The organism is Micromonospora sp. KC721 (assembly GCF_004348355.1).
Lineage (GTDB): Bacteria > Actinomycetota > Actinomycetes > Mycobacteriales > Micromonosporaceae > Micromonospora.
Genome location: NZ_SMJY01000085.1, coordinates 1 through 23,540 on the forward strand (window position 1 = coordinate 1; position 23,540 = coordinate 23,540).

The following is a 23,540-nucleotide window of genomic DNA, read 5'->3' on the forward strand; positions in this document are numbered from 1 at the left end:
CTCCCCGCTCCATCCCCACCCTGGCCCGGCCCGGGTCCGCTGTGACCCGACTGCAAGATCATCTCCGATTGCGCCAATCGGCGGTGTCAGATGCGCTCTGACACCGCCGATTGCGACACGGAGTCGATCACGGGCAAGCCACGCGCGAGCCGCGGAGTCGATCACGCCCGAGCCGGCGGGGCGATCATGCGGGCCGCGGCATCACGTCCGCGCGGATCACGCCGGCCTCGCCGATCACCGGCTTCCGCCGTATCCGGTTGGGACGGTGGGCGCGACGGTACGGGTCAGACGGCCGGGGCCTTGCCGAGCGCGACCTCGGCCCGCTCCTCCGGCGTGGCGTCGGCCGGTGGGACGTCGTTGCTCGACCGCAGCGGCACCTCCCTGATGAACCAGGCCAGCACGGGCACCGCGATGGTGAAGAACACCGCCCAGACGAAGACGTGCGAGATGGCGTCGGAGAGGCCACCCAGCACCGCCTCGCGCAGTTGCGCCGGCAGTTGGCGCAACGCCTCCAGGTTCATACTCCGACCCTCGCCGGTGCCGCCACCGCCGAAGGCGGCGCCGGCCGGTGAGTCGGCGAGCCGGTGGGCGAAGATGGCGCCGAACAGGGAAAGGCCGAACGAACCGCCGATGGAGCGGAAGAAGGTGGCCGCGCCGCTGGCCGCCCCGAGGTCGCGCTGACCGACGCTGTTCTGTGCGATCAGCATCGTGGTCTGCATGAGGAAGCCCATGCCGACGCCGAGCACGACCAGGTAGAGCGAGGACTCGACCTTGCTGGTGTCGGCGTCGAGCCGGGTCAGCAGGGCCATGCCGGCGGTCATCACCACCCCGCCGATGATCGGGAACGCCCGGTACCGGCCGGTCTTCGTGATGGCCCGGCCGACGACCAGCGAGACCACGAGCATGCCGAACATCAGCGGCAGCAGCAGCAGGCCGCTGCTGGTGGCCGAGGCGCCCTGCACGGTCTGCTGGTAGAGCGGCAGGAAGCTCATCGCGCCGAACATCCCGAAGCCGAGCAGGAAGCCGATCACCGAGATCAGTGCGAAGTTGCGGTTGGCGAAGAGGCCCAGCGGCAGGATCGGCTCGACAGCACGCCGCTCGACGAGACCGAAGGCGGCCAGCGCCACCACGGCCAGCGCGGCCAGACCGAGGACCTGCGGCGAGCGCCACGGGTACTGGGTGCCGCCCCAGGTGGTGACCAGCACAATCGCGGTGATACCGACGGAGAGCAGCACGGCGCCCAGCCAGTCGATCCGATGCTCGGTGCGGTACTTCGGCAGGCGCATGGTGGTGGCGAGGACGAGCAGCGCGACACCGCCGAGCGGCAGGTTGACGTAGAACGCCCAGCGCCAGGAGAGGTTGTCGGTGATGAAGCCACCGACCAGCGGGCCGGCCACCATGGCGATGGCCATGATGCCGGCCATCATGCCCTGGTAGCGGCCCCGTTCCCGGGGCGGCACCAGGTCACCGATGCTCGCCATGACGCCGACCATCAGGCCACCGGCGCCGAGGCCCTGCACGGCACGGAAGGCGATCAGCTCGACCATGCCCCGGTCGACGCCGCCGAGCAGTTCGGAGCCGGCCATGCCGCAGAGCGCGGAGCCGACCAGGAAGAGGACCACGGAGGTCAGGAAGACGCCCTTACGCCCGTACAGGTCGCCCAGTTTGCCCCAGATCGGGGTGGAGACCGTCGTGCCCAGAACGTACGCGGTGACGATCCAGGTGAAGTGGTTCGCGCCGCCGAACTCGAGCGCGATCCGGGGCAGGGCGGTGCTGACGATCATGTTGTCGAGCATCGCGAGCATCATGGCGATCATCAGCCCGATCAGCACGAACCGGACATTGGGTCGCGCCACCACCTTTTCCTGACTCATCGGTAAGCTCCCCCCACGGATTCGATCCACTGACTTGCCGGCCGGTCAGTAATCTTACTAGCCGTACGGTAAGTTGGGCAGGCAACGACGGTCAAGCGGGTTAGGTGGTCGAGGTGAGAGAGAGCACAGGCGGCACGCGTGCCCGCATCCAGGCCGTGGCCCTGGAGCTGTTCACCGAACAGGGGTACGAGAAGACGTCGCTGCGGGAGATCGCCGAGCGGCTCGGCGTGACCAAGGCGGCGCTCTACTACCACTTCAAGAGCAAGGACGAGATCGTCAGCAGCTTCGTCGAGGACCGGCTACGCCGGATGGACGAGCTGATCGTCTGGGCGGAGCGGCAGCCGATCGGCCCGGCGACCCGACGCGCGCTGCTCGCCCGCTACGCCGACGACCTGTTCACCAACGAACAGTCCTCGGTGATGCGCTTCTTCGAGCAGAACCAGACCGTGCTCAAGAGCCTCGCCGCCGGGCAGCAGATGCGCGAGCGCATGCTGCGTCTCGCCGACGCGCTGGCCCGCGGCCACGACGACCCGGCTTCCCACCTGCGCGCCACGCTGTCCCTCTTCGCGGTGCACAGCAGTTGGTTCGCGGCACGCGCACCCGAACTCAGCGACGACGAACGCCGACGGATCGCGCTGGAGGTCGCCGAGGAGCTGTTGGCGAAAATCACCGGGGGCGTCACCAAGGAGGTCGCCGAGGAAGCGCTGCGGAGCAGCGCCGAACCCGACCGAGGCGGCAGCGACGCGGCCGACCGCAGCGACGGGCACGGTGTCGACAACGCAGCCACCGCCCGGCACTGAGCGTAGCCCGCGCCTCAGGGTTGCCGCTGGGTGCGGCAGGTTGCGGGTACCCGGCCTCCGGACACCACCACATGCCGCAACCGACGGCCGAATCACCCGGGCGGACGGCACACCGTCGTGCCCAGTCAGAGCAGCACCCGGCCGATCAGGCGGGCAACTCCAAGCGCAGACCGAGCAGTCGCACCCCCGGCACCGGCGACCAGTCCCGCTGCGGCACCCGCCGGAACCCGATCCGTTCGTACAGCCGCCGCGCGGCCTCGGCCATGCCGGCACGGATGCTGATCACCACCGCCGTGCAGCCCAGCGCCACGGCCCGGTCGACGCACGCCCGGGCCAGGGCCTGTCCGGCACCTCGGCCCTGGGCGGCCGGGTCCACGGCCAGCATCCGGAACTCGGCCTCACCCGGGCCGGACAGTTCCGCGTACGGGCTGCCGGGCAACACGAAGGTCACCGAACCGAGCACCGCCCCGGTCACCGGGTCCGCCGCCACCAGCACCACTCCGGCACCCGCCCGGGTCGCCACGTCGGCGAGCACCTCCGCGTACCCGGGCTCCTCCTTGAGCTGGCCGTCCGCCTCGTACGCGGCGACGGTCAGCCGGGCGATCGCCGCATAGTCGGCCGGGGTCGCCGGCCGGACCGTCAGGCCGGTCAATCGATCACGGCGATCAGGTCGCCGTCCTGCACGACGTCACCCTCGTTGACGGCGAGTTGCCGGACCACGCCGTCGGATTCGGCGACGACCGGAATCTCCATCTTCATCGACTCGAGGATCACCAGCGTGTCCCCCTCGGACACGGTGTCGCCGGTCGACGCGACGACCTTCCAGACGTTGGCCACCATCTCGGCGCGGATTTCCTCGGCCATCTCCCGGCCCTCCCTCTCGCGGTTACCTGCCGACGTATCCAATCATGCGCACGCCACGCGCGGGCGGGGAGCGGCAGTCGTGCGCTCTCCCACCGGCGAGCCGCGCCCCGTCCCGCCCCGCTGGGCGGACGTGCCGCCCCGGCGGACGACGGCGCGGCCCGGCCGCACTAGCATCAGCGGGTCGGACCCGGGCGCCGGGAGGACCGGTGCGTGCACCGGCGCCCGGGTCGCCACGGCAGGGATCCGACCATCACGAGGAGGTCAGCATGGCGAAGAAGGCCCGCAAGAAGAAGGCCCGCAAGAAGAGCAGCGCCAACCACGGCAAGCGCCCCAACTCCTGACTCGCGCGGCGGACCGTCCGCCGTCGACGGATCAGACAGCACGGTGGCCCGGGTCGATTCGACCCGGGCCACCGTCGTCCGTGCTCAGTCGGCGAGTTCCCGCGACTCGGTGGTCTCGAAGACCACCAGTTCGGTGAGGCGCAACCGCAGTCGCTCACGCAGCTGGTCGGGGGCCGTCTCGTTGCCGCAGCAACGGGCCACCAGCGCCTTCACCTCCTGTTCGATGCCGTACTCGCGCAGGCAGGGCCCGCACTCGTCCAGGTGGTACCGGATCAGCTCGCGCCGTTCCTCCGCGCACTCCAGGTCGAGATAGAGGTAGACCTCGGCCAGGACCTCACGGCAGTCCGTCTCGTGCGGCTCTCCACAGCTCATGTCACACCTCCCGGCCGGCGGCGGTCGAACCCTTGGTGGACTGCGCGGCGGTGAACCCCCGCTCCGCCGCGTAACTCTCCAGCAGCTTGCGCAGATTACGGCGACCGCGGTGCAGCCGCGACATCACCGTGCCGATCGGCGTGCCCATGATGTCGGCCACCTCCTTGTAGGAGAAGCCCTCGACGTCGGTCAGGTAGACCGCCAGCCGGAACTCCTCCGGCAACTGTTGGAGAGCCTCCTTCACGTCGCTGTCCGGCAGTCGGTCCAACGCCTCGGTCTCGGCCGAGCGCAGACCGCTGGAGGTGTGCGACTCAGCCTCGGCGAGCTGCCAGTCGGTGATCTCGTCGGTGGGCGCCTGGATGGGCTGGCGCTGCCGCTTCCGGTAGGAGTTGATGTAGGTGTTGGTCAGGATCCGGTACAACCAGGCCTTCAGGTTCGTGCCCTGTTCGAACTGGTGGAAGGCCGCGTACGCCTTCAGGTACGTCTCCTGGACCAGGTCCTCCGCGTCGGCGGGGTTGCGGGTCATCCGCAGCCCGGCGGCGTAGAGCTGATCGACGAAAGGCATCGCGTCCCGCTCGAAGCGGGCCCTGCGCTCGTCCGTCTTCTCGGTGGTCAACCGCACATCCCCTCGCGTCGGATGCTTTCCCGCCGAGAATACGCGCCCCGCCCGGCCCGTAGATCCCGTTCCGGCGGGCGTGCCCGTGCCCACCACCGGGCCGTCCACCGCCGCGGGCCATTCCGGGGCCGCCAGCAGCTGCCGGAGCTGCCGCGCCTCCCGTTCGTCCCGTTCCCGGCTCCGTGTCTCGGTCGGCACCGGTCACCCCTCTCACCAGACGTCTGTCTCCGGTGGGGGTAACGCGCGGTCCCGGTCCCGGCATTCCGCCGGACGGTTTCCCGTTCCTGGTCCCGGCCTCGGCGGGACCGATGCTGGGCGCCTCGGCACGGCCGACGCTGGGACCAGGAAGGGCCTGGGAGGGACGGCGACGCCGCCCGGACCGGGCGTGCGACACCATCCGATGCAACGACCACCCACCGCACCCGGTCACGGCCCGCCGCCGCCGGTTGCGGCACAGGTACGGGCGTCAGGGCAGGGGTCACCCGGTGGTCCAGCCGCGTCCGCGCAGCCAACGGCGTACCACCTCGGCGCTGCCGGCCGGATCCTGCCGCAGGTCGTGCCGCTCCCCGGGGCGGACCACCACCTCGACCGCGCCGCCCGCGACGGGCACCCCAAACGGGTCCCGGTCGCCGTTGACCACCAGCGTGGGCAGCCCGGTGCGCAGTTCCGCGGCGCGGGACCGCTCCGGCCGGCCCGGCGGGTGCAGCGGGAAGGCGAGCGCCACCACGCCGACGGCTGCGACGGTGGTGGCGGTGCGGCAGGCCACCCGCGCGCCGCTGGACCGCCCGCCCACCACCACGGGTACGCCGGCGTGGCGCGCACGCAGTACGGCCAGCGCCGCCGTCCACGCCTCGTCGAGGTGGCCGGCCGGAGCCGGTGCGCGCCGCCCGGCCACCCGGTACGGCTGGGTCACCCGCGCCACGGCCACCCCGACCCCGACCACGGCGTCGCGGACCGCCACCAGATCCGGGGCGTCCACGTCGCCGCCCGCGCCGTGCCCGAGCACGAGCAGGGCGACGGGCGGACCGGCCGGCAGGTCGGTCACCACCTGGGCGGGTCCGCGCGGCGTGTCGATCACGTCGTGGTCCGGCACCGGACCATTGTCCGGCCCGGCCGTCTTCCGCACCGCACGGGGCCGCACGCTGGCCCCGTGACCACACGGGGCGGCACGATCCGCCCGGCGGGACGCTGGTTCAGCTCAGCGGCACGAGGGTGAGCAGGCGGTCGCGCACCGGCGGGCCGGCGTCGACGGCCGCATCGGGATCCGGCTGGACCTCGGTGCGCCAGGCGACCAGCATGGCGCGGCGCTCGCGCGGCGTGGTGCCGCCCCAGACGCCGTGGCAGTCGCCGACCTCCAGGGCCCAGGCCAGACAGGACCCTTGGACGTCGCAGCTGCGGCACAGCGCGACGGCGGCGTCGGCCGGCTCGTTCGGCGCCGGAAAGAAGGTCTCCGGATCCACACTCTGGCAGGTCCCCCTGGTCCGCCAGGCTTCGTCCTGTCGCCGTTCGCGCAAGGCGCGCAGGAGTCGCGGATCGCGTCGTGCGGCGGCTACTTCGTGCGGTCGGGGCATACGCGCCCGGGTCATCACACCCACCTCCCCCGTGGGACCGGCAAGATCGACGGGCGTCATTCGCACTGCGCGAAAGCGCTCCCAGTGCCGGCGCTCGGTTCTATCGCACCGGCGGCGCTGGAGACAAGAGGCAGCGCGCAAACATGCCTGAAGATCCGAGCGACGTTTCGCCCGGAACTCTGGCAATTGGTACACGACAATGTCGCGTGACCGACCATTCAGAACAGTCTCATTTCCTCCCCGCTGCGCTCCTGCGGCAACGGCACCCGTTGGACCAACCCGGGCCCGTCGTTGCGGACGTCCCCCACCGCCGGCCCCACCGGGCGGATCTCCAACCCGTCGAGCCAACCGGACGGAGGCGGAACGAGCAGCGCGGTCGGGTCGTCGGCCGGTGCCAGCCAGTCGTCCCACCGCTGTCGGGGCACCAGCACCGGCATCCGATCGTGCACCTCGGCCAGTTCCCCGACGGCCGCGGTGGTCAGCACACTGAACGTGAGCAGCGACTCCCACCGCGACCAGATGCCGGCGAAGGCCAGCACCGAGCCGTCCCGCGGGGTCAGGTAGTAGGGCTGTTTGCCGCCGTCCGGGCGGCGGGCCCACTCGTACCAGCCGTCGGCCGGCACGAGGCAGCGCCGGCGGGCGAACGGGTCGGCGTACGCCCGGCTGGTCGCCACCGTCTCGGCCCGCGCGTTGATCATCCTTGCCGCGCCGGCCGCCGAGCGGGACCAGTGCGGCACCAGCCCCCACCGTCCCACCGACAGCACCCGCCCGGCGTCGGCGTCCACCCGGACCACCGGCACCGGGTCGGTCGGGGCGACGTTGTGATCCGGCCCGAGCCGGCCGCCGGTCTCGTCGTACGACTCGAACAGCGCGCTCAGGTCGGCGGCGCTCCTTGTCGTCGCGTACCTCCCGCACATGGCGCACACGCTAACGCCCCGCGCCCGCGCCGGCTGTCCCGCCAACCGGGAGTGAGGCCGTCGCCCGGGTCCGGCCGACCGCCGGACTTGGCAGAATGTCACTGTGGGAAATCCGACCGCGACCCGGCCGCCGCAGCCGTGGACCGCTCCGACCGCCAGCGACCCGGTGGCGGCGACACTGCGCCTACCCGGCTCCAAGTCGATGACCGCCCGGGCCCTGGTGCTCAGCGCACTGGCCGGCGGGCCGTCGACCCTGCACGCGCCGCTGCGCGCGCGGGACACCGAGCTGATGGCCGGAGGGCTGCGGGCGATGGGCGCGCACGTGTCGGTCTCCGACGACGAGCGCTGGCTGGTCCGGCCCCATCCGCTGGTCGGACCGGCCCACGTCGACGTCGGGCTGGCCGGCACGGTGATGCGCTTCGTGCCGCCGGTCGCCGGGCTGGCCGAGGGGCAGGTCACCTTCGACGGCGACCCGCAGGCCCGGGTCCGCCCGCTCGGCCCGCTGATCGGCGCGCTGCGCTCCCTCGGCGTCCGCATCGACGCCCCCGCCACCGGCAGTCTGCCGCTGGTGGTGCAGGGCACCGGCCGGGTCACCGGGGGCGAGGTGGTGATCGACGCCTCCGCCTCCAGCCAACTCGTCTCCGGGCTGCTGCTCGCCGGGGCCCGGTTCGACCGGGGGGTGGTGGTCCGGCACGTCGGTCCGCCGGTCCCGTCCGCGCCACACCTGCGGATGACGGTGCAGATGCTCCGGGCCGCCGGGGCGGCGGTCGACGACGGCACCCCGGACGTCTGGACGGTCGAGCCCGGCCCGCTGACGGGGCGCGGCTGGGAGATCGAACCCGACCTCTCCGGCGCCGTGCCGTTCTTCGCCGCCGCACTGGTCACCGGCGGCGAGGTGACCTTGCAGGGTTGGCCGCACCGCAGCGCCCAACCGGTCGAACGGCTCCGCTCGCTGTTGCAGCAGATGGGCGGCGAGGCGACCCTGACCACCAGCGGGCTGACGGTGCGCGGCACCGGCACCGTGCACGGGTTGGAAGCCGACCTCTCCGACGTCAGCGAGCTGACCCCGGTGCTGACCGCGCTGGCCATGCTGGCCGACTCCCCCTCCCGGCTGACCGGTGTCGCGCACATCCGTGGCCACGAGACCGACCGGATCGCGGCACTGGCCCGCGAGTTCACCGCGCTCGGCGCGGACCTCACCGAGAGCGCCGACGGGCTGCAGATCCGGCCCCGCCCGCTGCGCGGCGGGATCTTCCACACCTACGCCGACCACCGGATGGCGCACGCCGCCGCGGTGGCCGGGCTGGCCGTCCCGGGCATCGAGGTGGACGATGTGGCATGCACCTCGAAGACCATGCCGGAGTTCCCGGCGCTATGGTCGGCGATGGTGACCGGCAAGAGCTGACGCGGACAAGGGGGCGGTCCTGGCAGGCAGGCGGGAGTACGACGAGGACGACGTACGGGTCCGGCCCGGGAAGTCCTCGCGTCCCCGCACCCGCACCCGGCCCCGGCACACCGACGCGGTCGACGGCTTCGTGATCGCCGTCGACCGCGGCCGCTACACCTGCGTGCTCTCCGCCGCCTCCGACGCCCCCACCGTCACCGCCATGCGCGCGCGCGAACTGGGCCGCAAATCGGTGGTGGTCGGTGACCGGGTGGGTCTGGTGGGTGACACCTCCGGGGCGGCCGGCGCGCTGGCCCGGATCGTCCGGATCGCCGAGCGGCGTTCGGTGCTGCGGCGGACGGCCGACGACGACGAGACGACCGCCGAGGGGCGGCTGGAGCGGGTCGTGGTCGCCAACGCCGACCACCTGGTGATCGTCAGCGCGCTGGCAGACCCGCCGCCGCGGACCGGTTTCATCGACCGCTGCCTGGTGGCCGCGTACGACGCGGGCATCGAGCCGCTGCTCTGCCTGACCAAGGCCGACCTGGCCGGCCCCGAGCAGGTGCTCGGCTACTACGCGGAGTTGGAACTGCCGTACGTGCTGGTCCGACCGGACTCCGACCTCGACGCGCTGCGCGCCCTGCTCGCCGGCCGGGTCTCGGTGATGGTGGGGCATTCCGGGGTGGGCAAGTCGACGCTGGTCAACCGGCTGGTGCCGGACGCGGCCCGGGCGGTGGGCACGGTCAGCGCGATCGGCCGCGGCCGGCACACCTCCACCAGCGCGGTGGCGTTGCGACTGCCCGCCGCTGCCGGCGCCGACGACGACCCGGGCTGGATCGTGGACACCCCGGGGGTACGCAGCTTCGGGCTCGCCCACGTCTCCGCGGAGAGCCTGCTGCACGGCTTCCCGGACCTGGTCGAGGCCACGGTCGACTGCCCGCCGAACTGTCCGCACACGGCCGAGGAGGCCGACTGCGCGCTGGACGCCTGGGTGGCCGCCGGCAGGGCCGATCCGCGCCGGCTGGCGTCGTACCGCCGGTTGCTGGCCTCCCGCTCCGGTGAGGGTGACCCACGGGAGCCGGAGCGCAACCCGGGTGATCCACTCGCCGGCTCCTGACCGGCCCCGCACGACCCGGCCGCCGGGGCGGGTCCGGGCCGCCGCTACCGTTGCCGGCATGACCGGGTACGCCGACGACATCGCCCTCGCCCATCGGCTCGCCGACGCCGCCGACGCCATCTCGACGGCCCGGTTCCGCGCGCTCGACCTGCGGGTGGAGGCGAAGCCGGACCTGACCCCCGTCTCGGACGCGGACACCGCCGTGGAGCGGGAGATCCGGGCCCTGCTCGTCGCCGAGCGGCCGGGGGACGGTCTGCTCGGCGAGGAGTACGGCGAACAGCCCGCCGTCGGTCCGGCGGGCCGGCGCTGGGTGGTCGACCCGATCGACGGGACCAAGAACTTCGTCCGCGGCGTGCCGGTCTGGGCCACGCTGATCGCGCTGCTGGAGGGCGACCGCCCGGTGGTCGGGCTGGTCTCCGCCCCGGCGCTGGGCCGCCGCTGGTGGGGCGCCTGCGGCGCAGGCGCGTACGCGGGACCGGACGCCGCCTCCGGCGAGCCGATCCGGGTCTCCGCGGTACGCGACCTGGCCGACGCGAGCTTCTGTTACTCGTCGCTGACCGGCTGGGAGCAGGCGGGCCGGCTGGACGCGGTGCTCCAGATCATGCGGGACAGCTGGCGCAGCCGGGCCTACGGTGACTTCTACGGTTACATGCTGCTCGCCGAGGGTGCCCTGGACGTCATGGTGGAGCCCGAGTTGTCGCTGTGGGACATCGCCGCCCTGGTGCCGGTGGTCACCGAGGCCGGTGGCACCCTCACCGACCTGGCGGGGCGCCCCGCCCCGGCTGGCGAGGCGGGTGCGGAGAGCAGCGCGGTCGCCACCAACGGTCGACTGCACCCGGAGGTTCTGGCCCGGCTGGCACAGCCGACCGCGCGCTGAGCCGGCAACACCCTCTATCCTCGCCAGGTGGTGTCCTCCGGGTGGTGCTTTCTCGCGGCGATGATCGTCGCGTACGGATTCGCCAACATGTTGCAGTCGGTCGCCGCCGCCCGGACGACCGTGCACCACACCTTCGACCCGGCTCTGCTGCTGCGGCTGGCCAGCCACCGCACGTACGTGGTGGGGCTGGTCTTCCAGGTGGCCGGCTTCGTGCTGGCCTTCCTGGCCCGGCGGGACCTGCCGCTGTTTCTGGTGCAGGCGAGCGTGGCCGCCGGCCTCGGGGTGACCGCCGTACTCGGGGTGGTGGTGCTGAAGTGGCGCCTGCCGACCACCGAGATCGCCCTGCTGGTGCTGCTGTTCGGCGGGATCACCGCGCTGGTGCTCTCCGCCCAGCCGGCCCCGTCGAAGGCGCTCGGCACCGCCGGCCTGATCACCCTGGCGGTCGCGCTCGGCGGCATCGCCGTGCTGGGTTTCTTCGCGGTACGCCTGCGTGGCTCACCCGGGTCGGTCGCGCTCGGCTCGCTGGCCGGACTGGCCTTCTCCGCGGCGGCGGTCGCCGCCCGGCCGCTGGCCTCGGCGCCGTCGGTCGAGGCGTTCGCCCGGGACCCGCTGCTCTACCTGCTGATCGCGCACTCCGTGGTGGGGCAGCTGCTGCTCGGCCTGGCCATGCAGCGCGGTTCCACCACGGCCGCGGTGGCGGCGATGGACGCCGCGGGCGCGGTGCCCGCCGCGATCGTCGGCCTGCTGCTGCTCAACGACAAGATCTGGCCGGGGCGGGAGTGGCTGGCGGCGATCGGCTTCCTGGTCACCCTGGCCGCCGTGATCGGATTGACCCGGTACGCCGAGCCGCAACACCATCACGCGGTCGCCCGGGACCGGGAACGGGCGATGGTCGGCGCGGCCCGCGGCCGGGCGGCGCCGCCCAGCCGGTGAGCACCGGCCACCGGGCCACCGCGGTTCCCGGTCAGGCCTCGACCGGCCTGCGTTTCCCGACCACCCGTTCGTAGAGGCGTTCCAGCGCGCTGGCGGTGCGTTCCCAGGTGTAGCTGCACCGGACCCGATCCACGGCGGCGTGTCCGTACGCGAACCGTCCGGCGTTGTCGGCGAGCAGCCGCCGCAGCGTGACACCGAGGGTACGGACGTCGCCCGGTGGTACCAGCCGGCCGGTGACCTCGTCGACGACGGCGTCGGCGACGCCCCCCATCGCGTAGCCGACCACCGGCACGCCGCAGGCCATCGCCTCCAGCGACACCCGCCCGGCGCTGGCGTAGTGCGGGGTGCAGACCACCACGTCGGCCGACCGGTACCAGGTGGCCATCTGGTCGTGCGGCACCGCACCCACCAGCTTCACCTGTTCGGCGACCCCGGTGCGTTCGGCCAGCTCACGCAGTCGGCGGGCCTCGGCGTGGGTGGCGAGCTGCTCGGACGGCGGCCCACCGGCGATGACCAGTTCGGCGTCGCCGACCAGGCGCAGCGCCCGGATCACGTCCTCCTGGCCGTGGCCGGGCGACAAGCCCCCCACGGAGAGGATGCGGGGCCGCTGGTCACGGGGGGCGGCTTCCCCGTCGGGGTGGAACCGCACGGTGTCCACGCCGGTCGGCACCATCGCCACCGAGGTGCGTTGCAGGCCCATCCGGGTCAGTTCGTCGACCTCGTCGTTGGACTGCGCGATGGCGATGTCGACCGCGCGGGTGAGCGCCCGTTCCAGCGGGATCCGCTCCCCCGGGCCGTCGTAGCGCTGGCCCAGGTGGCGCAACTGCTCGACGCCGAGGGAGTGAAAGGTCTGCACGACCGGGATGTCCGTTTCGCGGACCGCGTGGGCGGCGGCCAGCCCACCGAGCCAGTAGTGCCCGTGCACCACCTCGGGCGTCCACTCTCCGGCCCACCGGTCGGCCAGCCAGCGCCCGAACTCCGCCATGTGTCCGACGAGCGCGGCGCTGGGGGTGGGGTGGGGCGGTCCCACCGGCACCCGTTCGACGCGGTAGCCGTCGACCTCGGCGCCGGGCGGCAGGACCGGGTCGTCCCGACGCTCGTAGACCCGCACATCGTGGCCACGCCCGGCCAGCTCGGCGGCGACCCGGGCGATGTGCTCGTGGGTGCCGACGGCAGGGCCGTCCGCATGCCGGCTGAGGCCGGCGTGCGCGCAGACGAGGCCGACGCGCATGGTGCACCTCCATGCGATCTGCGAGGGATGGTCCTCGGTCAGAGGGTCCCATTAACCGAGCGCTGACGAGCCGAAACCTGGCAGATCGGGAGAACCGGTGAGGTGGAGCAGCGGATCGAGTGGGCGTCGACGGCATGACCTGCGTCGGTCGCGGGTACCAAGCAGAAATGCCGCTGACCCGCCCGCTCGCCGACGCCACGGTGGTGATCACCGGTGCCTCCAGTGGAATCGGCACCGCCACCGCGTACGACCTGGCCCGCCGAGGCACCGCCGTCGTCCTCGCCGCCCGCAGCGAGTCCGCCCTGTCCGACGTCGCCCGCCGCTGCCGGGAGTTGGGCGGCCGGGCGCTGGCTGTGCCGACGGACGTCACCGACCCGGTGGCCGTCGAGGACCTGGCCGCCCGGGCGGTGGCCGAGTTCGGCCGGATCGACGCCTGGGTGAACAACGCGGCGGTCAGCGCGGTCGGCCTCTTCGACGAGATTCCGGTGGCGGAGTTGCGCCGGGTGGTGGAGGTGAACCTGCTGGGCACCGCGTACGGCATGCGGGCGGCGTTGCCGTGGCTGGCCGCGGCCGGCGGCGGCGTGCTGGTCAACAACGCGTCGGTGCTGGCGGAGGTGGCGATGCCGTACCAGTCGGCGTACAACGCCACCAAGCACGGTGTCCGGGGCCTGGCCGACACCGTCCGGCAGGAGCTGCGGGTCACCGACCGAGGGACCATCTCGGTCTGCACCGTGCTGCCCGCCACCATCGACACCCCCTTCTTCCGGCACGCCGGCAACCACACCGGACGGGAGCTGGTCCCGCCGCCGCCGATCTACCCGCCGGAGTTGGTGGCCGAGACGATCGTCCGGCTGTTACGCCGTCCCCGTCGCGAGGCGTACGCCGGCGGCGCGGCCCGGCTGATGGGCCTACAGTGGCGGCTCGCGCCGGCACTGACCGAACGGGCGCTGGGCTGGTACGTCCACCGCACCCAGTTCGGGTCCGCCCGGGCGGCGCAGAGCAGCGGGAACGTGTTCCGGCCGGACGCGGAGGCGGTCCGGGAGGGCGGCTGGCAGGGCCGACGCCGGCAGCTGACCCGGCTCACCGCGGCGTTCGGGCTCGCCGCCGCCGGTACCGCGGTCGGAACGGTGGCCGCGATGACCCGCCGTACCCGAAGCGGCCGATGAACGTGCCGGAGCGGCCGGGTGCGGCACCGGTCACTGCGGTGCACAATGGGACGATCATGCCGACGGAGACGCGATGCGTGGTGGAGGCGGACGAGTCGTCCGCCGTCGTGCGGCTGGTCGGCCTGCTGGAGCCGGTCGCCGTCGACCGGGTACGGGCCGCTCTGCTGACCCGGCTCAGTGACCGCCCCGGTCCGGTCGTGGTGGACGTCGCCCAACTGCGCTCGATCGGCGCGACGGCCGCCGGGATGTTGGCCGAGGTGCGGCGTACCGTCGCCGACTGGCCCGCCGCGGATCTGCTGGTGGTGGACCCGGCCGGGATGATCACCGGGCCGCCGGTCGCCGGGCTGACCGTCTGCGCCACCCTGGACGAGGCCACGGCCGCGCTGGCCCGCAGGCCGCTGGCCGCCCTGGACCTGGCACCCGAGGTGGGGGCCGCGCGCCGGGCCCGGGAGCTGGTGGTCGACGGCTGCGCCCGGTGGGGCATACCGGAGCTGACCGAGCCGGCGTGTATCGCGGTCACCGAGATGGTCAACAACGTGGTGGCGCACGCCCGGACGCCGATGACGCTCCGGCTGGCTCCGCGCGACCACCGCCTGCACGTCGCGGTCCGTGACCGGTCCCGGCAGCAGCCGAGCTACGCCGGGCCGGCTCCGCTCACCTCCACCGGCGGTCGTGGGCTGCTGCTCATCGACACGGTGGCCCGGCGCTGGGGCAGCACCGCGGTACCGGACGGCAAGGTGGTGTGGTGTGTGCTGCACGCCGAGGACGAAGCCGCACACCGGGGCTGATCTTCCCCTTTCGTCCCGATCTCAGGCGGCAGTGGCGGTTACCCGGTGGGCGGCAGTGGGTAGTGCTCAGCCATGCGCGACGACGAGTACCCGACCCCCGTGTCCGACCCCGAGGCCGACGGCCTGCCCGACACCGCAGACGACGACTCGACCGCCAACGACGATGTGCTCACCGGCCGGGAGGCGGACGGCCCGGCGCCGGCCCAGCTGCCGGGCGACCGCACGCCGGTGGCGGTGGACCATTTCGGGACCACCGCCGAGGAGCAGCTCGACGGCGAGTCGCTGGATTACAAACTCCAGCGGGAACAGTACGAACGCCCCGCCGACGACCCGCTGGCCGGCCCGATCGACCCGGACATCGCCGCCGAGGCGGACAGCGACGAGGCCGCCGCCCAGGCCCAGCTCGACGCCGACGTGCTCGACCCCGGCCCCACCTCGGACCCGAACTCCCCGGTCTCGGTCTACGACCACGGCCAGCTCGGCACCGTCGCCGACCACCAGGTGGGCCGGCTCGTCGAACCGGACGAGGGCGCGCACACCGACCAGGAGACCGACAACGTCGCGTACGACGCCGGCGCGGCCGGTGGCGGGGCCAGCGCCGAGGAGCTGGCGATCCACGAGACCCGTCCCCCGGAGGCGCACTGACCTCTCAGGCGTCCAGCCCACGCTCGATCGCGTAGCGGGTCAGCTCTACCCGGTTGTGCAGCTGGAGCTTGCCCAGCGTGTTCTGGACGTGGTTCTGCACGGTGCGGTGCGACAGGCCCAACCGCCCGGCGATCTGCTTGTACGACAGCCCCTTGGCCACCAGCCGCAGCACCTCGGTCTCCCGCTCGGTGAGCCGGGGTGCCGCGTCGTCTCCGCCGTCGCCGGCCGCCCGGCCCGGCGCGGCGGCGAGCCGCCGGTACTCGCCGAGCACCAGCCCGGCCAGGCCCGGGGTGAAGACCGGTTCCCCGGCGGCGGTGCGGCGCACCGCGTCGAGGAACTCCGCCGGCGCGGCGGACTTCACCAGGTAGCCGGTGGCACCGGCCTTCATCGCGTCGAGCACGCTCTGCTGTTCGCCGCTGGCGGAGAGCATCAGCACCCGCACCTCGGGCAGCACGGCGCGCATTCCCTGGATCACGGCCACACCGGAGATGTCGGGCAGTTGGAGGTCGAGCACCACCACGTCCGGGCGGGTGGCCGCCGCCACCCGGATCGCCTGCCGCCCCTCCCCGCTGGTGGCGACGACCTGGTGGCCGGCCTCGGTGAGATCCCGGGCCACCCCCTCGCGCCACATCGGATGGTCATCGACCACCATCACCCGGACCATGCCCATCCGCCCTTCCTCGGTACGACCAGTTCCAGCTCCGTGCCCTCGCCAGGATTGGTGGTGATGCGCACCTCGCCGCCGAGGTCGGCGATCCGGCCCCGGATGGACTGGGCCACCCCGAGCCGCCCCTGCCGGGCCGCCTCGGCCAGGTGTCCGTCGGGTATGCCCGGGCCGGCGTCGCGCACCGAGACGGTCACCGTCTCCCCCTCGTCCTCGATTAGCACCCACGCCCGGCCGCCGGCGTGCCGCTCGACGTTGTCCAACGCCGCCGCGACCGCCGCCGCCAGCTCCCGCGCCACCCGGGCCGGCAGCGGGACGGGGGTCGCCGGGACGGAGAGCGAGACGGCCGCCGAGGCGTGCCGGCCGAGCAGGGCCCGCAGATCCACCGCGCCGTCCTGCGCGCCGGCCGCGGGGACCGGGTCGCCGCCGGCGATGAGCGCCCGCAGCGCCGCCTCCTGTTCACCGGCGAGGCGGGCCAGCTCGCCGGCCTCCCCGTCGAGGTGCGCGCCGCGCCGCTGCACCAGCGCGAGCACCTGGAGCACCGAGTCGTGGATGCCCCGGGCCAGCCGCTCCCGTTCCCGGGTGGCGGCCTCCAGCTCCACCGCCCGCTGCAACCGTTCCTGGGCGGTCACCGCCAGTCGGGCCACGTGTCCGACGATCACGCCGGCGAGCAGCAGCAGGATCAGTCCGGTGACCGAGGGGGTGCCGAACCCGCGGGCGGCCAGGTCCGCCACGCCGAGCACCACTGCGGCCAGCGCACCGCGCCGTCGGCCGCCGGAGACCGCCCAGGCCAGCACCGGAGCGCCCTCCCAGACCACGGCCAGGGTGGGGGTGCCGGCGGCGAGCGCCGCCCGGCCGACCACCCACGGGGTCACCGCGAGGACGGCCAGCGCGACCGCGAGGTCGGCCAGGAGCAGCGGCCAGCCCCGGTGCGCCGGCCGGGCGTAGCAGGCCGTGATCACCACGGACCAGGCCAGCATCACCAGCAGGGCGACCACTGCGGCGAACGGGTGGGCGTACCGGTCGGCGTCCCGGGCCACCAGGACGCCGACGTACGCCAACGACGCGAACCGGAAGACGGCGATGGACCGCCAGAGCGGATCCTCGAAACCCCCCGGCGACGACGGCATGGCCGACACGATGCCACACCTCACCGGGCTACCCGCGCGGCCGGGCGCCACCGAACGGAGAAGACTGACGTACGGTGGAAATGCCGCGAATGACCGAGCTGCGCCGTCGGGACAGAGCCATGGCCAACGCAGACCTGCCAGCACCGCGTACGGTTGTGCCCATCGAACCCGCCCTCCTCATCGCCCAGGCATTCGACCAGGCGCAGGTGACCGAGCTGCGACACTCGGTCGGTTCCTGCATGCGGTCCGCCGGGCTGGACGGGCAACGCCTGGACGACTTCGTGCTGGCGGTCAACGAGCTGATCACGAACGCGGTCCGGCACGGCGGCGGGCAGGGCTGGCTGCGGCTGTGGCGACACACCGGCGAGATCGTCTGCGAGGTCGCCGACCATGGGGGCGGCATCAGCGCGCAGCGGCTGAGCGACCGGTCCCGCCCCGCCCCGGAGACCGCGGGCGGCTGGGGGCTGTGGCTGGCCCGTGAGCTGAGCGACACCATGGAGGTGGACACCGGCCCGGCCGGAACCACGGTACGGATCAGCGCGTCCGTCGTCGCCACCCGGCACGCCGGCGCGGACTAGCGCCGCGGCGCCGACCCGCGCCCAGTGCGGTGCGGGGCTCAGCCGAAGAGGGCGCTGACCGACTCGCCGTTGTGGATCCGGCGCATCGCCTCAGCCAGCGCGGGCGCCACGGAAAGGATCTCCAGCTTCGGCACCCGCTTCTCCGCCGGGATCGGCACGGTGTTGGTGCAGACGATCTCCAGTACCCCCTCCTGCGCGCCGAGCCGTTCCAACGCGCCGCTGGAGAACAACCCGTGGGTGCAGGCGAGCCGGATCGAGCGCACGTTCCGCTCCCGTAGGTGGGTCATCAGCTCGATGACCGTGCTGCCCTTGGCGATCTCATCGTCCAGGACGATCACGTCCCGGTCGGCGACGTCGCCGATCACCGTGCTGATCTTGACCCGGTCGTCACTGAACCGCTGCTTGGCACCGGCGGCGACCGGGGTGCCCAGCATCCGCGCGAACGCCGCCGCCTCCTTGGCGTTGCCCAGATCCGGGGAGACCACGACGGCGTTGCTCAGGTCGTGCCGGCGGAAGTGCGAGGCCAGCTCGCGCAGCGCGTGCAGGTGGTCGACCGGGACGCTGAAGAAGCCGTGCACCTGCGGCGAGTGCAGGGTCAGCGCCAGCACCCGGTGAGCTCCCGCGGAGGTGAGCAGGTCCGCGACGAGCCGGCCGCCGATGGAGATGCGCGGGGCGTCCTTCTTGTCCGACCGGGCGTACGCGTAGTGCGGCAGCACCACCGTGATCCGTCCGGCGGAAGCGCCCCGGGCGGCGTCGATCATGAGCAGCAGCTCGACCAGATGCTCCTGCACCGGGGGCACCAGCGGTTGGATCAGGAAGACGTCCCGCTCCCGGCAGTTCGCCTGCAACTGCACCTCCAGGCAGTCGTTGGCGAACCGGGACACCCGCACGGGATGCAGGGGGACGTCGAGGTGGGCACAGATCTCGGCGGCGAGGTCGGGATGGGCGGTTCCGCTGAAGACGGCGATGTCACGCACTTCCCAGATCGTACGGGCCGGCACCTGTTCTCCGGGGGCGGCCCTGCCGGGTACGGTGCCGCCATGACCGGAGAGTACGTCGCCGCCATCGACCAGGGCACCACCTCGTCACGGTGCATCGTCTTCGACCGGGCCGGAGAGATCGTCTCCGTGGCCCAGCGCGAGCACCGGCAGATCTTCCCCGAGCCCGGCTGGGTGGAACACGACGCCGAGGAGATCTGGTCCAACGTCCAGTCGGTGGTCCGGGACGCGCTGGCCCAGGCCGGCACCGGCCCGGCGGGGTTGGCCGCGGTGGGCATCACCAACCAGCGGGAGACCACCGTCGTCTGGGACCGGGCCACCGGCCGCCCGGTGGCCAACGCCATCGTCTGGCAGGACACCCGCACCGGCCCGCTGCTGCGCGAGCTGGCCGAGACGTACGGGGAACAGAAGCTGCGCGAACGGACCGGCCTGACCCTCGCCACCTACTTCGCCGGGCCGAAGCTGCGCTGGCTGCTGGACAACGTCGACGGGCTGCGCGAGCGCGCGCAGCGGGGCGAGGTGCTCTTCGGCACCATGGACAGCTGGCTGATCTGGAAGCTGACCGGGCGGCACGTCACCGACGTGACCAACGCCAGCCGGACGATGCTGATGGACCTGGAGACCCTGGACTGGGATCCGGAACTGCTCGAGGCCATGCGGGTGCCGGCGGCGATGCTGCCGGAGATCCGCTCCTCGGCCGAGGTGTACGGCACCGCCGACGGGCCGCTGCCCGGGGTACCGGTGGCCAGCGCCCTCGGCGACCAGCAGGCCGCCCTGTTCGGGCAGACCTGTTTCCAGCCGGGCGAGGCGAAGTGCACCTACGGCACCGGCAGTTTCCTGCTGCTGAACACCGGCGCCAGCCCGGTGCCCTCCCGACACGGCCTGCTCACCACGGTGGCGTACCGGATCGACGGGCACCCGGCCGCGTACGCCCTGGAGGGCGCGATCGCGGTGACCGGCTCGCTGGTGCAGTGGCTGCGGGACAACCTGGGATTGATCTCGTCCGCCGCAGAGGTGGAGGAGTTGGCTTGCACGGTCGACGACAACGGCGGCTGCTACGTGGTACCCGCCTTCTCCGGGCTGTTCGCGCCGCACTGGCGCAGCGACGCCCGAGGGGTGATCGCCGGGCTGACCGGCTACATCACCAAGGGACACCTGGCCCGCGCGGCACTGGAGGCGTCGGCCTGGCAGACCCGCGAGGTGGTCGACGCGATGAACGCCGACTCCGACGTGGCGCTGCGCCGGCTCCGGGTGGACGGCGGGATGACCGCGAACGGCCTGCTGATGCAGTTCCTCGCCGACGTGCTCGACGTGCCGGTGGTACGGTCCCGGATCACCGAGACCACCTGCCTCGGTGCGGCGTACGCGGCCGGCCTGGCGGTCGGCTTCTGGCCGGACCTGGCCACCCTGCGCGAGCAGTGGCGCTCGGACGCCCGGTGGGAGTCCGCCATGACGCCCGAGCACCGCGACCGCGAGCTGCGCAACTGGCGCAAGGCGGTCGAGCGCACGTTGAACTGGGTGGACTGACGTCCGGTCGCCTGCGCCCGGTCAGGCCCAGCGGTTGCCGGTGAGTTTCTCGTAGACGTCGACGTAGCGGGCCCGGGTCGCCTCGACCACCTCGGCGGGCACCTCGGGCGCCGGCGGCTGCTTGTCCCAGCCGCTGTGCACGGCCCAGTCCCGGACGTACTGCTTGTCGTAGGAGAACTGGGCGCGGCCCGGCTGGTACGACTCGGCCGGCCAGAACCGGGACGAGTCCGAGGTGAGCAACTCGTCGCCGATCCTGAGGGTGCCGTCGGGCGCCCAACCCAGCTCGATCTTGGTGTCGGCGATCAGGATGCCCCGGTCGGCGGCGACTTCCGCGCCCCGGCGGTAGACGTCGAGGGTGATCTGCCGCAACCGCTCGGCGGTCTCGGCGCCGACCGTCTCCACCACCTGGGCGAAGGTGATCGGCTCGTCGTGCTCGCCCACCGGCGCCTTCGTCGACGGGGTGAAGATCGGCTCGGGCAGGATCGACGCCTCGACCAGCCCGCGCGGCAGCTCGATCCCGGAGACCCGGCCGGTGGCCTGGTACTCCTTGAGGCCACCGCCGGTGAGATAGCCGCGGGCCACGCACTCGACCGGCACCATGTCCAGCCGCCGGCAGCGGATCGCCCGGCCGGCGAACTCCGCCGGTACGTCGGTGGCGGACAGCACGTGGTTCGGCATCAGGTCGGCCAACTGCTCGAACCACCAGAGCGAGAGCGCGGTGAGTAGTCTGCCCTTGTCCGGGATCGGGGTCGGCAACACCACGTCGTAGATCGAGATCCGGTCCGAGGCGACCAGGATCAGGTCGTCACCGTCGGCGTAGACGTCCCGTACCTTGCCCGAATGCAGAAGTTCCACGCGGCCTAGTAGACCACGTGGCGGCGGACGCCGGGTGCGGCCACCCGGCCGCCGGGTACGAGGTGCGGGGGTGTCCCGGTCGCCCGACCTCGCATCGACGGCGGGGACACCTCTGGGGCGTTGACACCCCGGTGCGAGTCCTGCGTGAATGGTCCGGTTCGCGTCTACCTGCCCAGGAGTCCTCCGTGCGCGTTGCCCGTCCCCCGATCCCCCGGCCCGGCGCAGATCCGGCGCGGCGGCGGCTGCTCGGCGCACTGCTGGCGGTGCCGGCGCTCGCCGCCGGCGGGCTCACCGGGTGCCGCGAGGAGATCACCGGCCGCGACGACGGGCCGATCGAACTGTCCGTCTTCTGGTTTGGGGACGCGCTGCGGGCCCAGACGACCGAGCGGGCGCTGCGGCTCTACTCCACCCGCAACCCCCGGGTCAGCTTCCGGGTGACCTGGCAGGGCCTGAACGGTTACTACGACCGGCTCGCCACCCAGTCCACGGGCGGGAACGTGCCGGACCTGTTCCAGCTCGACGAGTCGGTGCTGACCGAGTACGCGAGCCGGAGCATCACCCTCGACCTGGACCCGTACACCGCGGACGGCCGGCTCGACCTCAGCGGCCTGCCGCCCGGTCTGACCGAGTACGGCCGGGTGAACGGGCGCGTCGTCGGCGTACCGGCCGGGCAGACCCACGCGGCCGTGGTCTACAACCGGGACCTGCTGCGCCGGCTCGGGGTGCCGGCGCCGGTGGGGGCCATGCCGTGGGCGGACTACGTGACGTGGGCCGCCCGGGTGACCCGAGCCAGCAACGGCCGGGTCGCCGGCACCATGGACCCCTCGGGTGACCTGCGGGCCCTGTGGCTCTGGCTACGCGGCCAGGGCGCGCGGTTCTACCAGGGCCGGCAACTCGGGTTCGACTCGGCGCTCCTGGTGGACTGGTTCGAGCTCTGGCAGCGGGCCCGGGCCGACCGGGCGACCCCGGCGCCGGCGCTCGTCGACCGCGCCGACGGCGGCGAGCCGGCGCGGCAACTGGTGGTCACCGGGCACACCGCCGCCTCGTTCGCCTGGTCGCACCAGCTTTCCGAGTTGCAGCGCCACACCAGCGACGAGCTGGCCCTGGTCGGCTCGCCCGGCCCGGCGGCCGCGGAGTGGGACCGCGCCTCGATGTACTGGGCCGGGTTCCGTGGCACCCGGCAACCCGCCGTGGTGGCCGACGTCATCCAGTTCCTCGCCACCGACGTCGAGGCGGGCCGCGTCCTCGGCACCGAACGCGGGCTCCCACCGGACCTCGTGGTGCGCGACGCCGTCACCGGATCGCTCACCGACCCGGTGACCACTCGCGTCGCCGCCCTCGGCACGGCCATGCGCGGTCTGGTCGGCCCGGCACCCGCACCGCCGCCCCGGGGGCACGGCCGGGTGGCGACGCTCCTCGCCACCTCGGCCCGGACCATCCGCTCCGGATCGGCGGGCGTGCGTGCCACCACCACGAGGTTCATGGCACAGGCCCAGTCCGCACTCGCCGCCTGACTCACCCGGGACCCCGGCCGGGCCCGGGACGGGTCAGCGCGGCGGACCGTTGCGGCGGTTGCGCATCAGCCGCAGTACCAGCAGGACGATCGCCACGACCACCACGAGGCAGCACAGCAGGCCGAGGAACCCGCCACCCCTTCCCCTGCGCCGTGCCACCTCCACCACCAGCTCACCGGTGTTCGTGGACGCCCAGGCCGCCACCGGCACGAACACCGCGAGCACGACCGTACCGAGGACCGCACCCAGTCGGCCCCACCACCTGTTCCAAGAAGACATACCCCCATCCTGACCGAGATGGGCAACCCCGGCACCCGGACAGGCGGGAATGCCGTGTCGACCCACCACAGGTGGGACGCCGCCGGCCTTCAGGCGTCCCGGCCGACCGGACACGGGATACGGAAACAGCGAACGGGCCCGAGGATCGGAATCCTCGGGCCGTTCGTCGTGGTAGCGGGGACAGGATTTGAACCTGCGACCTCTGGGTTATGAGCCCAGCGAGCTACCGAGCTGCTCCACCCCGCGTCGGCTCCATAAGCCTAGCGCATCCCCGTCGTGGCGATCCGCCGGGTCCCCGGATCACGCCCGGACCCCTGCCGGCGGGGTACGCCGGGCATCAAACCTGGACCACGCAAACGGCCCTCCGGAGAAGATCCGGAGGGCCGTTTGTCGTGGTAGCGGGGACAGGATTTGAACCTGCGACCTCTGGGTTATGAGCCCAGCGAGCTACCGAGCTGCTCCACCCCGCGTCGGCTCGTTAACCGTAGCGCACCCACCC

Annotated in this window: 25 protein-coding genes, 2 tRNA genes and 1 pseudogene; 12 read left to right on the top strand and 16 right to left on the bottom strand. The window is 73.1% G+C overall.

From position 1 onward, the window contains the following. Window positions 1-284: 284 nt before the first annotated feature. Window positions 285-1,874 carry an MDR family MFS transporter gene (locus E1182_RS16180; protein ID WP_132265796.1) on the bottom strand — a complete coding sequence of 530 codons (1,590 nt, stop codon included), beginning with the start codon at window positions 1,872-1,874 and terminating at the stop codon, window positions 285-287. Window positions 1,875-1,987: 113 nt separating this feature from the next. On the opposite strand from E1182_RS16180, the pseudogene E1182_RS16185 reads away from it, so the two are divergent. Further along, window positions 1,988-2,628 (top strand): annotated as a pseudogene (locus E1182_RS16185) (TetR/AcrR family transcriptional regulator); the annotation flags it as partial. Between the two features lie 191 nt (window positions 2,629-2,819). On the opposite strand, the gene E1182_RS16190 reads toward E1182_RS16185, so the two are convergent. Then, window positions 2,820-3,326 (bottom strand): GNAT family N-acetyltransferase, encoded by a 507-nt coding sequence (locus E1182_RS16190; protein WP_132265800.1) that lies wholly within the window; start codon window positions 3,324-3,326, stop codon window positions 2,820-2,822. Continuing rightward, complete coding sequence (locus E1182_RS16195; protein WP_132265803.1) at window positions 3,323-3,538, bottom strand: biotin/lipoyl-binding carrier protein; 216 nt, start codon at window positions 3,536-3,538, stop codon at window positions 3,323-3,325. Before E1182_RS16195 ends, E1182_RS16190 begins: the two co-directional genes overlap by 4 nt. Window positions 3,539-3,804: 266 nt before the next feature. Here E1182_RS16195 and E1182_RS33005 point away from each other — a divergent pair, with 266 nt between their 5' ends. Continuing rightward, the gene (locus tag E1182_RS33005; protein WP_369752275.1) at window positions 3,805-3,879 is read left to right on the top strand and encodes a 50S ribosomal protein bL37; all 75 of its coding nucleotides are present in this window, start codon (window positions 3,805-3,807) and stop codon (window positions 3,877-3,879) included. Between the two features lie 84 nt (window positions 3,880-3,963). Here the strand turns inward: E1182_RS33005 and rsrA are convergent, their stop codons facing one another. The 5 genes from rsrA to E1182_RS16220 all read right to left on the bottom strand — a co-directional run bounded on the left by rsrA (window position 3,964) and on the right by E1182_RS16220 (window position 7,355). Next, window positions 3,964-4,251 (bottom strand): mycothiol system anti-sigma-R factor, encoded by a 288-nt coding sequence (rsrA, locus tag E1182_RS16200; protein ID WP_132265805.1) that lies wholly within the window; start codon window positions 4,249-4,251, stop codon window positions 3,964-3,966. A gap of 1 nt (window position 4,252) precedes the next feature. After that, on the bottom strand, window positions 4,253-5,065 hold the full coding sequence (locus E1182_RS16205) for a sigma-70 family RNA polymerase sigma factor (RefSeq protein WP_132265807.1): 813 nt from the start codon (window positions 5,063-5,065) through the stop codon (window positions 4,253-4,255). A 280-nt stretch (window positions 5,066-5,345) separates the two neighbouring features. Beyond that, window positions 5,346-5,960, bottom strand: a complete 615-nt coding sequence (locus E1182_RS16210) for an alpha/beta family hydrolase (RefSeq protein ID WP_132265809.1) — start codon at window positions 5,958-5,960, stop codon at window positions 5,346-5,348. Between the two features lie 100 nt (window positions 5,961-6,060). Next, window positions 6,061-6,453: a WhiB family transcriptional regulator gene (locus tag E1182_RS16215; protein WP_132265811.1), complete on the bottom strand. Its 393-nt coding sequence runs from the start codon at window positions 6,451-6,453 to the stop codon at window positions 6,061-6,063. Window positions 6,454-6,656: 203 nt separating this feature from the next. Continuing rightward, entirely contained in the window at window positions 6,657-7,355 is a 699-nt protein-coding gene (locus E1182_RS16220) for an SOS response-associated peptidase (RefSeq protein ID WP_132265813.1), read from the bottom strand. A 103-nt stretch (window positions 7,356-7,458) separates the two neighbouring features. On the opposite strand from E1182_RS16220, the gene aroA reads away from it, so the two are divergent. From aroA to E1182_RS16240, 4 genes are all read left to right on the top strand, one after another. Continuing rightward, window positions 7,459-8,760: a 3-phosphoshikimate 1-carboxyvinyltransferase gene (aroA, locus tag E1182_RS16225; RefSeq protein ID WP_132265815.1), complete on the top strand. Its 1,302-nt coding sequence runs from the start codon at window positions 7,459-7,461 to the stop codon at window positions 8,758-8,760. Between the two features lie 202 nt (window positions 8,761-8,962). Continuing rightward, window positions 8,963-9,856 (top strand): ribosome small subunit-dependent GTPase A, encoded by an 894-nt coding sequence (gene rsgA, locus E1182_RS16230; protein ID WP_132265841.1) that lies wholly within the window; start codon window positions 8,963-8,965, stop codon window positions 9,854-9,856. A gap of 58 nt (window positions 9,857-9,914) precedes the next feature. After that, on the top strand, window positions 9,915-10,733 hold the full coding sequence (hisN, locus tag E1182_RS16235; RefSeq protein ID WP_132265817.1) for a histidinol-phosphatase: 819 nt from the start codon (window positions 9,915-9,917) through the stop codon (window positions 10,731-10,733). A gap of 60 nt (window positions 10,734-10,793) precedes the next feature. Then, window positions 10,794-11,666: a hypothetical protein gene (locus E1182_RS16240; RefSeq protein WP_132265843.1), complete on the top strand. Its 873-nt coding sequence runs from the start codon at window positions 10,794-10,796 to the stop codon at window positions 11,664-11,666. A gap of 31 nt (window positions 11,667-11,697) precedes the next feature. On the opposite strand, the gene E1182_RS16245 is transcribed toward E1182_RS16240, so the two are convergent. After that, the gene (locus E1182_RS16245) at window positions 11,698-12,897 is read right to left on the bottom strand and encodes a glycosyltransferase (RefSeq protein WP_132265819.1); all 1,200 of its coding nucleotides are present in this window, start codon (window positions 12,895-12,897) and stop codon (window positions 11,698-11,700) included. Window positions 12,898-13,064: 167 nt separating this feature from the next. On the opposite strand from E1182_RS16245, the gene E1182_RS16250 reads away from it, so the two are divergent. The 3 genes from E1182_RS16250 to E1182_RS16260 all read left to right on the top strand — a co-directional run bounded on the left by E1182_RS16250 (window position 13,065) and on the right by E1182_RS16260 (window position 15,496). Continuing rightward, window positions 13,065-14,063 (top strand): SDR family oxidoreductase, encoded by a 999-nt coding sequence (locus E1182_RS16250; RefSeq protein WP_132265821.1) that lies wholly within the window; start codon window positions 13,065-13,067, stop codon window positions 14,061-14,063. 56 nt (window positions 14,064-14,119) lie between these two features. Further along, window positions 14,120-14,851, top strand: coding sequence for an ATP-binding protein (locus E1182_RS16255; protein ID WP_243706245.1), 732 nt, complete (start codon window positions 14,120-14,122; stop codon window positions 14,849-14,851). A gap of 72 nt (window positions 14,852-14,923) precedes the next feature. Further along, window positions 14,924-15,496 (top strand): DUF5709 domain-containing protein, encoded by a 573-nt coding sequence (locus E1182_RS16260; protein ID WP_132265825.1) that lies wholly within the window; start codon window positions 14,924-14,926, stop codon window positions 15,494-15,496. 4 nt (window positions 15,497-15,500) lie between these two features. Here E1182_RS16260 and E1182_RS16265 read toward each other — a convergent pair whose 3' ends face one another. Beyond that, window positions 15,501-16,166 (bottom strand): response regulator transcription factor, encoded by a 666-nt coding sequence (locus E1182_RS16265; protein WP_132265827.1) that lies wholly within the window; start codon window positions 16,164-16,166, stop codon window positions 15,501-15,503. After that, the gene (gene macS / locus E1182_RS16270; protein ID WP_132265845.1) at window positions 16,148-17,290 is read right to left on the bottom strand and encodes a MacS family sensor histidine kinase; all 1,143 of its coding nucleotides are present in this window, start codon (window positions 17,288-17,290) and stop codon (window positions 16,148-16,150) included. The genes E1182_RS16265 and macS overlap by 19 nt, the downstream gene beginning before the upstream one ends. Before the next feature lie 119 nt (window positions 17,291-17,409). Between macS and E1182_RS16275 the strand changes: the two genes are divergently transcribed. Then, complete coding sequence (locus tag E1182_RS16275; RefSeq protein WP_132265829.1) at window positions 17,410-17,868, top strand: ATP-binding protein; 459 nt, start codon at window positions 17,410-17,412, stop codon at window positions 17,866-17,868. A 38-nt stretch (window positions 17,869-17,906) separates the two neighbouring features. Here the strand turns inward: E1182_RS16275 and E1182_RS16280 are convergent, their stop codons facing one another. Beyond that, window positions 17,907-18,845 carry a ribose-phosphate pyrophosphokinase gene (locus E1182_RS16280; protein WP_132265831.1) on the bottom strand — a complete coding sequence of 313 codons (939 nt, stop codon included), beginning with the start codon at window positions 18,843-18,845 and terminating at the stop codon, window positions 17,907-17,909. Between the two features lie 63 nt (window positions 18,846-18,908). Here E1182_RS16280 and glpK point away from each other — a divergent pair, with 63 nt between their 5' ends. After that, entirely contained in the window at window positions 18,909-20,393 is a 1,485-nt protein-coding gene (gene glpK, locus E1182_RS16285) for a glycerol kinase GlpK (protein WP_132265833.1), read from the top strand. Between the two features lie 21 nt (window positions 20,394-20,414). Here glpK and E1182_RS16290 read toward each other — a convergent pair whose 3' ends face one another. Beyond that, window positions 20,415-21,248: a phosphoribosylaminoimidazolesuccinocarboxamide synthase gene (locus E1182_RS16290; protein ID WP_132265835.1), complete on the bottom strand. Its 834-nt coding sequence runs from the start codon at window positions 21,246-21,248 to the stop codon at window positions 20,415-20,417. 185 nt (window positions 21,249-21,433) lie between these two features. Here E1182_RS16290 and E1182_RS16295 point away from each other — a divergent pair, with 185 nt between their 5' ends. Then, entirely contained in the window at window positions 21,434-22,762 is a 1,329-nt protein-coding gene (locus tag E1182_RS16295; protein ID WP_132265837.1) for an ABC transporter substrate-binding protein, read from the top strand. A 33-nt stretch (window positions 22,763-22,795) separates the two neighbouring features. Here the strand turns inward: E1182_RS16295 and E1182_RS16300 are convergent, their stop codons facing one another. The 3 genes from E1182_RS16300 to E1182_RS16310 form a co-directional block, all read right to left on the bottom strand. Next, window positions 22,796-23,041: a hypothetical protein gene (locus E1182_RS16300; protein WP_132265839.1), complete on the bottom strand. Its 246-nt coding sequence runs from the start codon at window positions 23,039-23,041 to the stop codon at window positions 22,796-22,798. Window positions 23,042-23,210: 169 nt separating this feature from the next. Continuing rightward, window positions 23,211-23,287: transfer RNA gene (locus E1182_RS16305), tRNA-Met, on the bottom strand. A gap of 147 nt (window positions 23,288-23,434) precedes the next feature. After that, a tRNA-Met gene (locus E1182_RS16310) sits at window positions 23,435-23,511 on the bottom strand. Between the last annotated feature and the right edge of the window lie 29 nt (window positions 23,512-23,540).

Bases quoted from the DNA above. Each gene is read 5' to 3' on its own strand.
- E1182_RS16215 (WP_132265811.1), bottom strand. From the start codon at position 6,453: ATGACCCGGGCGCGTATGCCCCGACCGCACGAAGTAGCCGCCGCACGA.
- hisN (WP_132265817.1), top strand. From the start codon at position 9,915: ATGACCGGGTACGCCGACGACATCGCCCTCGCCCATCGGCTCGCCGAC.
- macS (WP_132265845.1), bottom strand. From the start codon at position 17,290: ATGCCGTCGTCGCCGGGGGGTTTCGAGGATCCGCTCTGGCGGTCCATC.
- E1182_RS16265 (WP_132265827.1), bottom strand. From the start codon at position 16,166: ATGGGCATGGTCCGGGTGATGGTGGTCGATGACCATCCGATGTGGCGC.
- glpK (WP_132265833.1), top strand. From the start codon at position 18,909: ATGACCGGAGAGTACGTCGCCGCCATCGACCAGGGCACCACCTCGTCA.
- E1182_RS16180 (WP_132265796.1), bottom strand. From the start codon at position 1,874: ATGAGTCAGGAAAAGGTGGTGGCGCGACCCAATGTCCGGTTCGTGCTG.
- E1182_RS16240 (WP_132265843.1), top strand. From the start codon at position 10,794: ATGATCGTCGCGTACGGATTCGCCAACATGTTGCAGTCGGTCGCCGCC.
- E1182_RS16220 (WP_132265813.1), bottom strand. From the start codon at position 7,355: ATGTGCGGGAGGTACGCGACGACAAGGAGCGCCGCCGACCTGAGCGCG.
- rsgA (WP_132265841.1), top strand. From the start codon at position 8,963: ATGCGCGCGCGCGAACTGGGCCGCAAATCGGTGGTGGTCGGTGACCGG.
- E1182_RS16300 (WP_132265839.1), bottom strand. From the start codon at position 23,041: ATGTCTTCTTGGAACAGGTGGTGGGGCCGACTGGGTGCGGTCCTCGGT.
- rsrA (WP_132265805.1), bottom strand. From the start codon at position 4,251: ATGAGCTGTGGAGAGCCGCACGAGACGGACTGCCGTGAGGTCCTGGCC.
- E1182_RS16260 (WP_132265825.1), top strand. From the start codon at position 14,924: ATGCGCGACGACGAGTACCCGACCCCCGTGTCCGACCCCGAGGCCGAC.
- E1182_RS16195 (WP_132265803.1), bottom strand. From the start codon at position 3,538: ATGGCCGAGGAAATCCGCGCCGAGATGGTGGCCAACGTCTGGAAGGTC.
- E1182_RS16275 (WP_132265829.1), top strand. From the start codon at position 17,410: ATGGCCAACGCAGACCTGCCAGCACCGCGTACGGTTGTGCCCATCGAA.
- E1182_RS16255 (WP_243706245.1), top strand. From the start codon at position 14,120: ATGCCGACGGAGACGCGATGCGTGGTGGAGGCGGACGAGTCGTCCGCC.
- E1182_RS16250 (WP_132265821.1), top strand. From the start codon at position 13,065: ATGCCGCTGACCCGCCCGCTCGCCGACGCCACGGTGGTGATCACCGGT.
- E1182_RS16245 (WP_132265819.1), bottom strand. From the start codon at position 12,897: ATGCGCGTCGGCCTCGTCTGCGCGCACGCCGGCCTCAGCCGGCATGCG.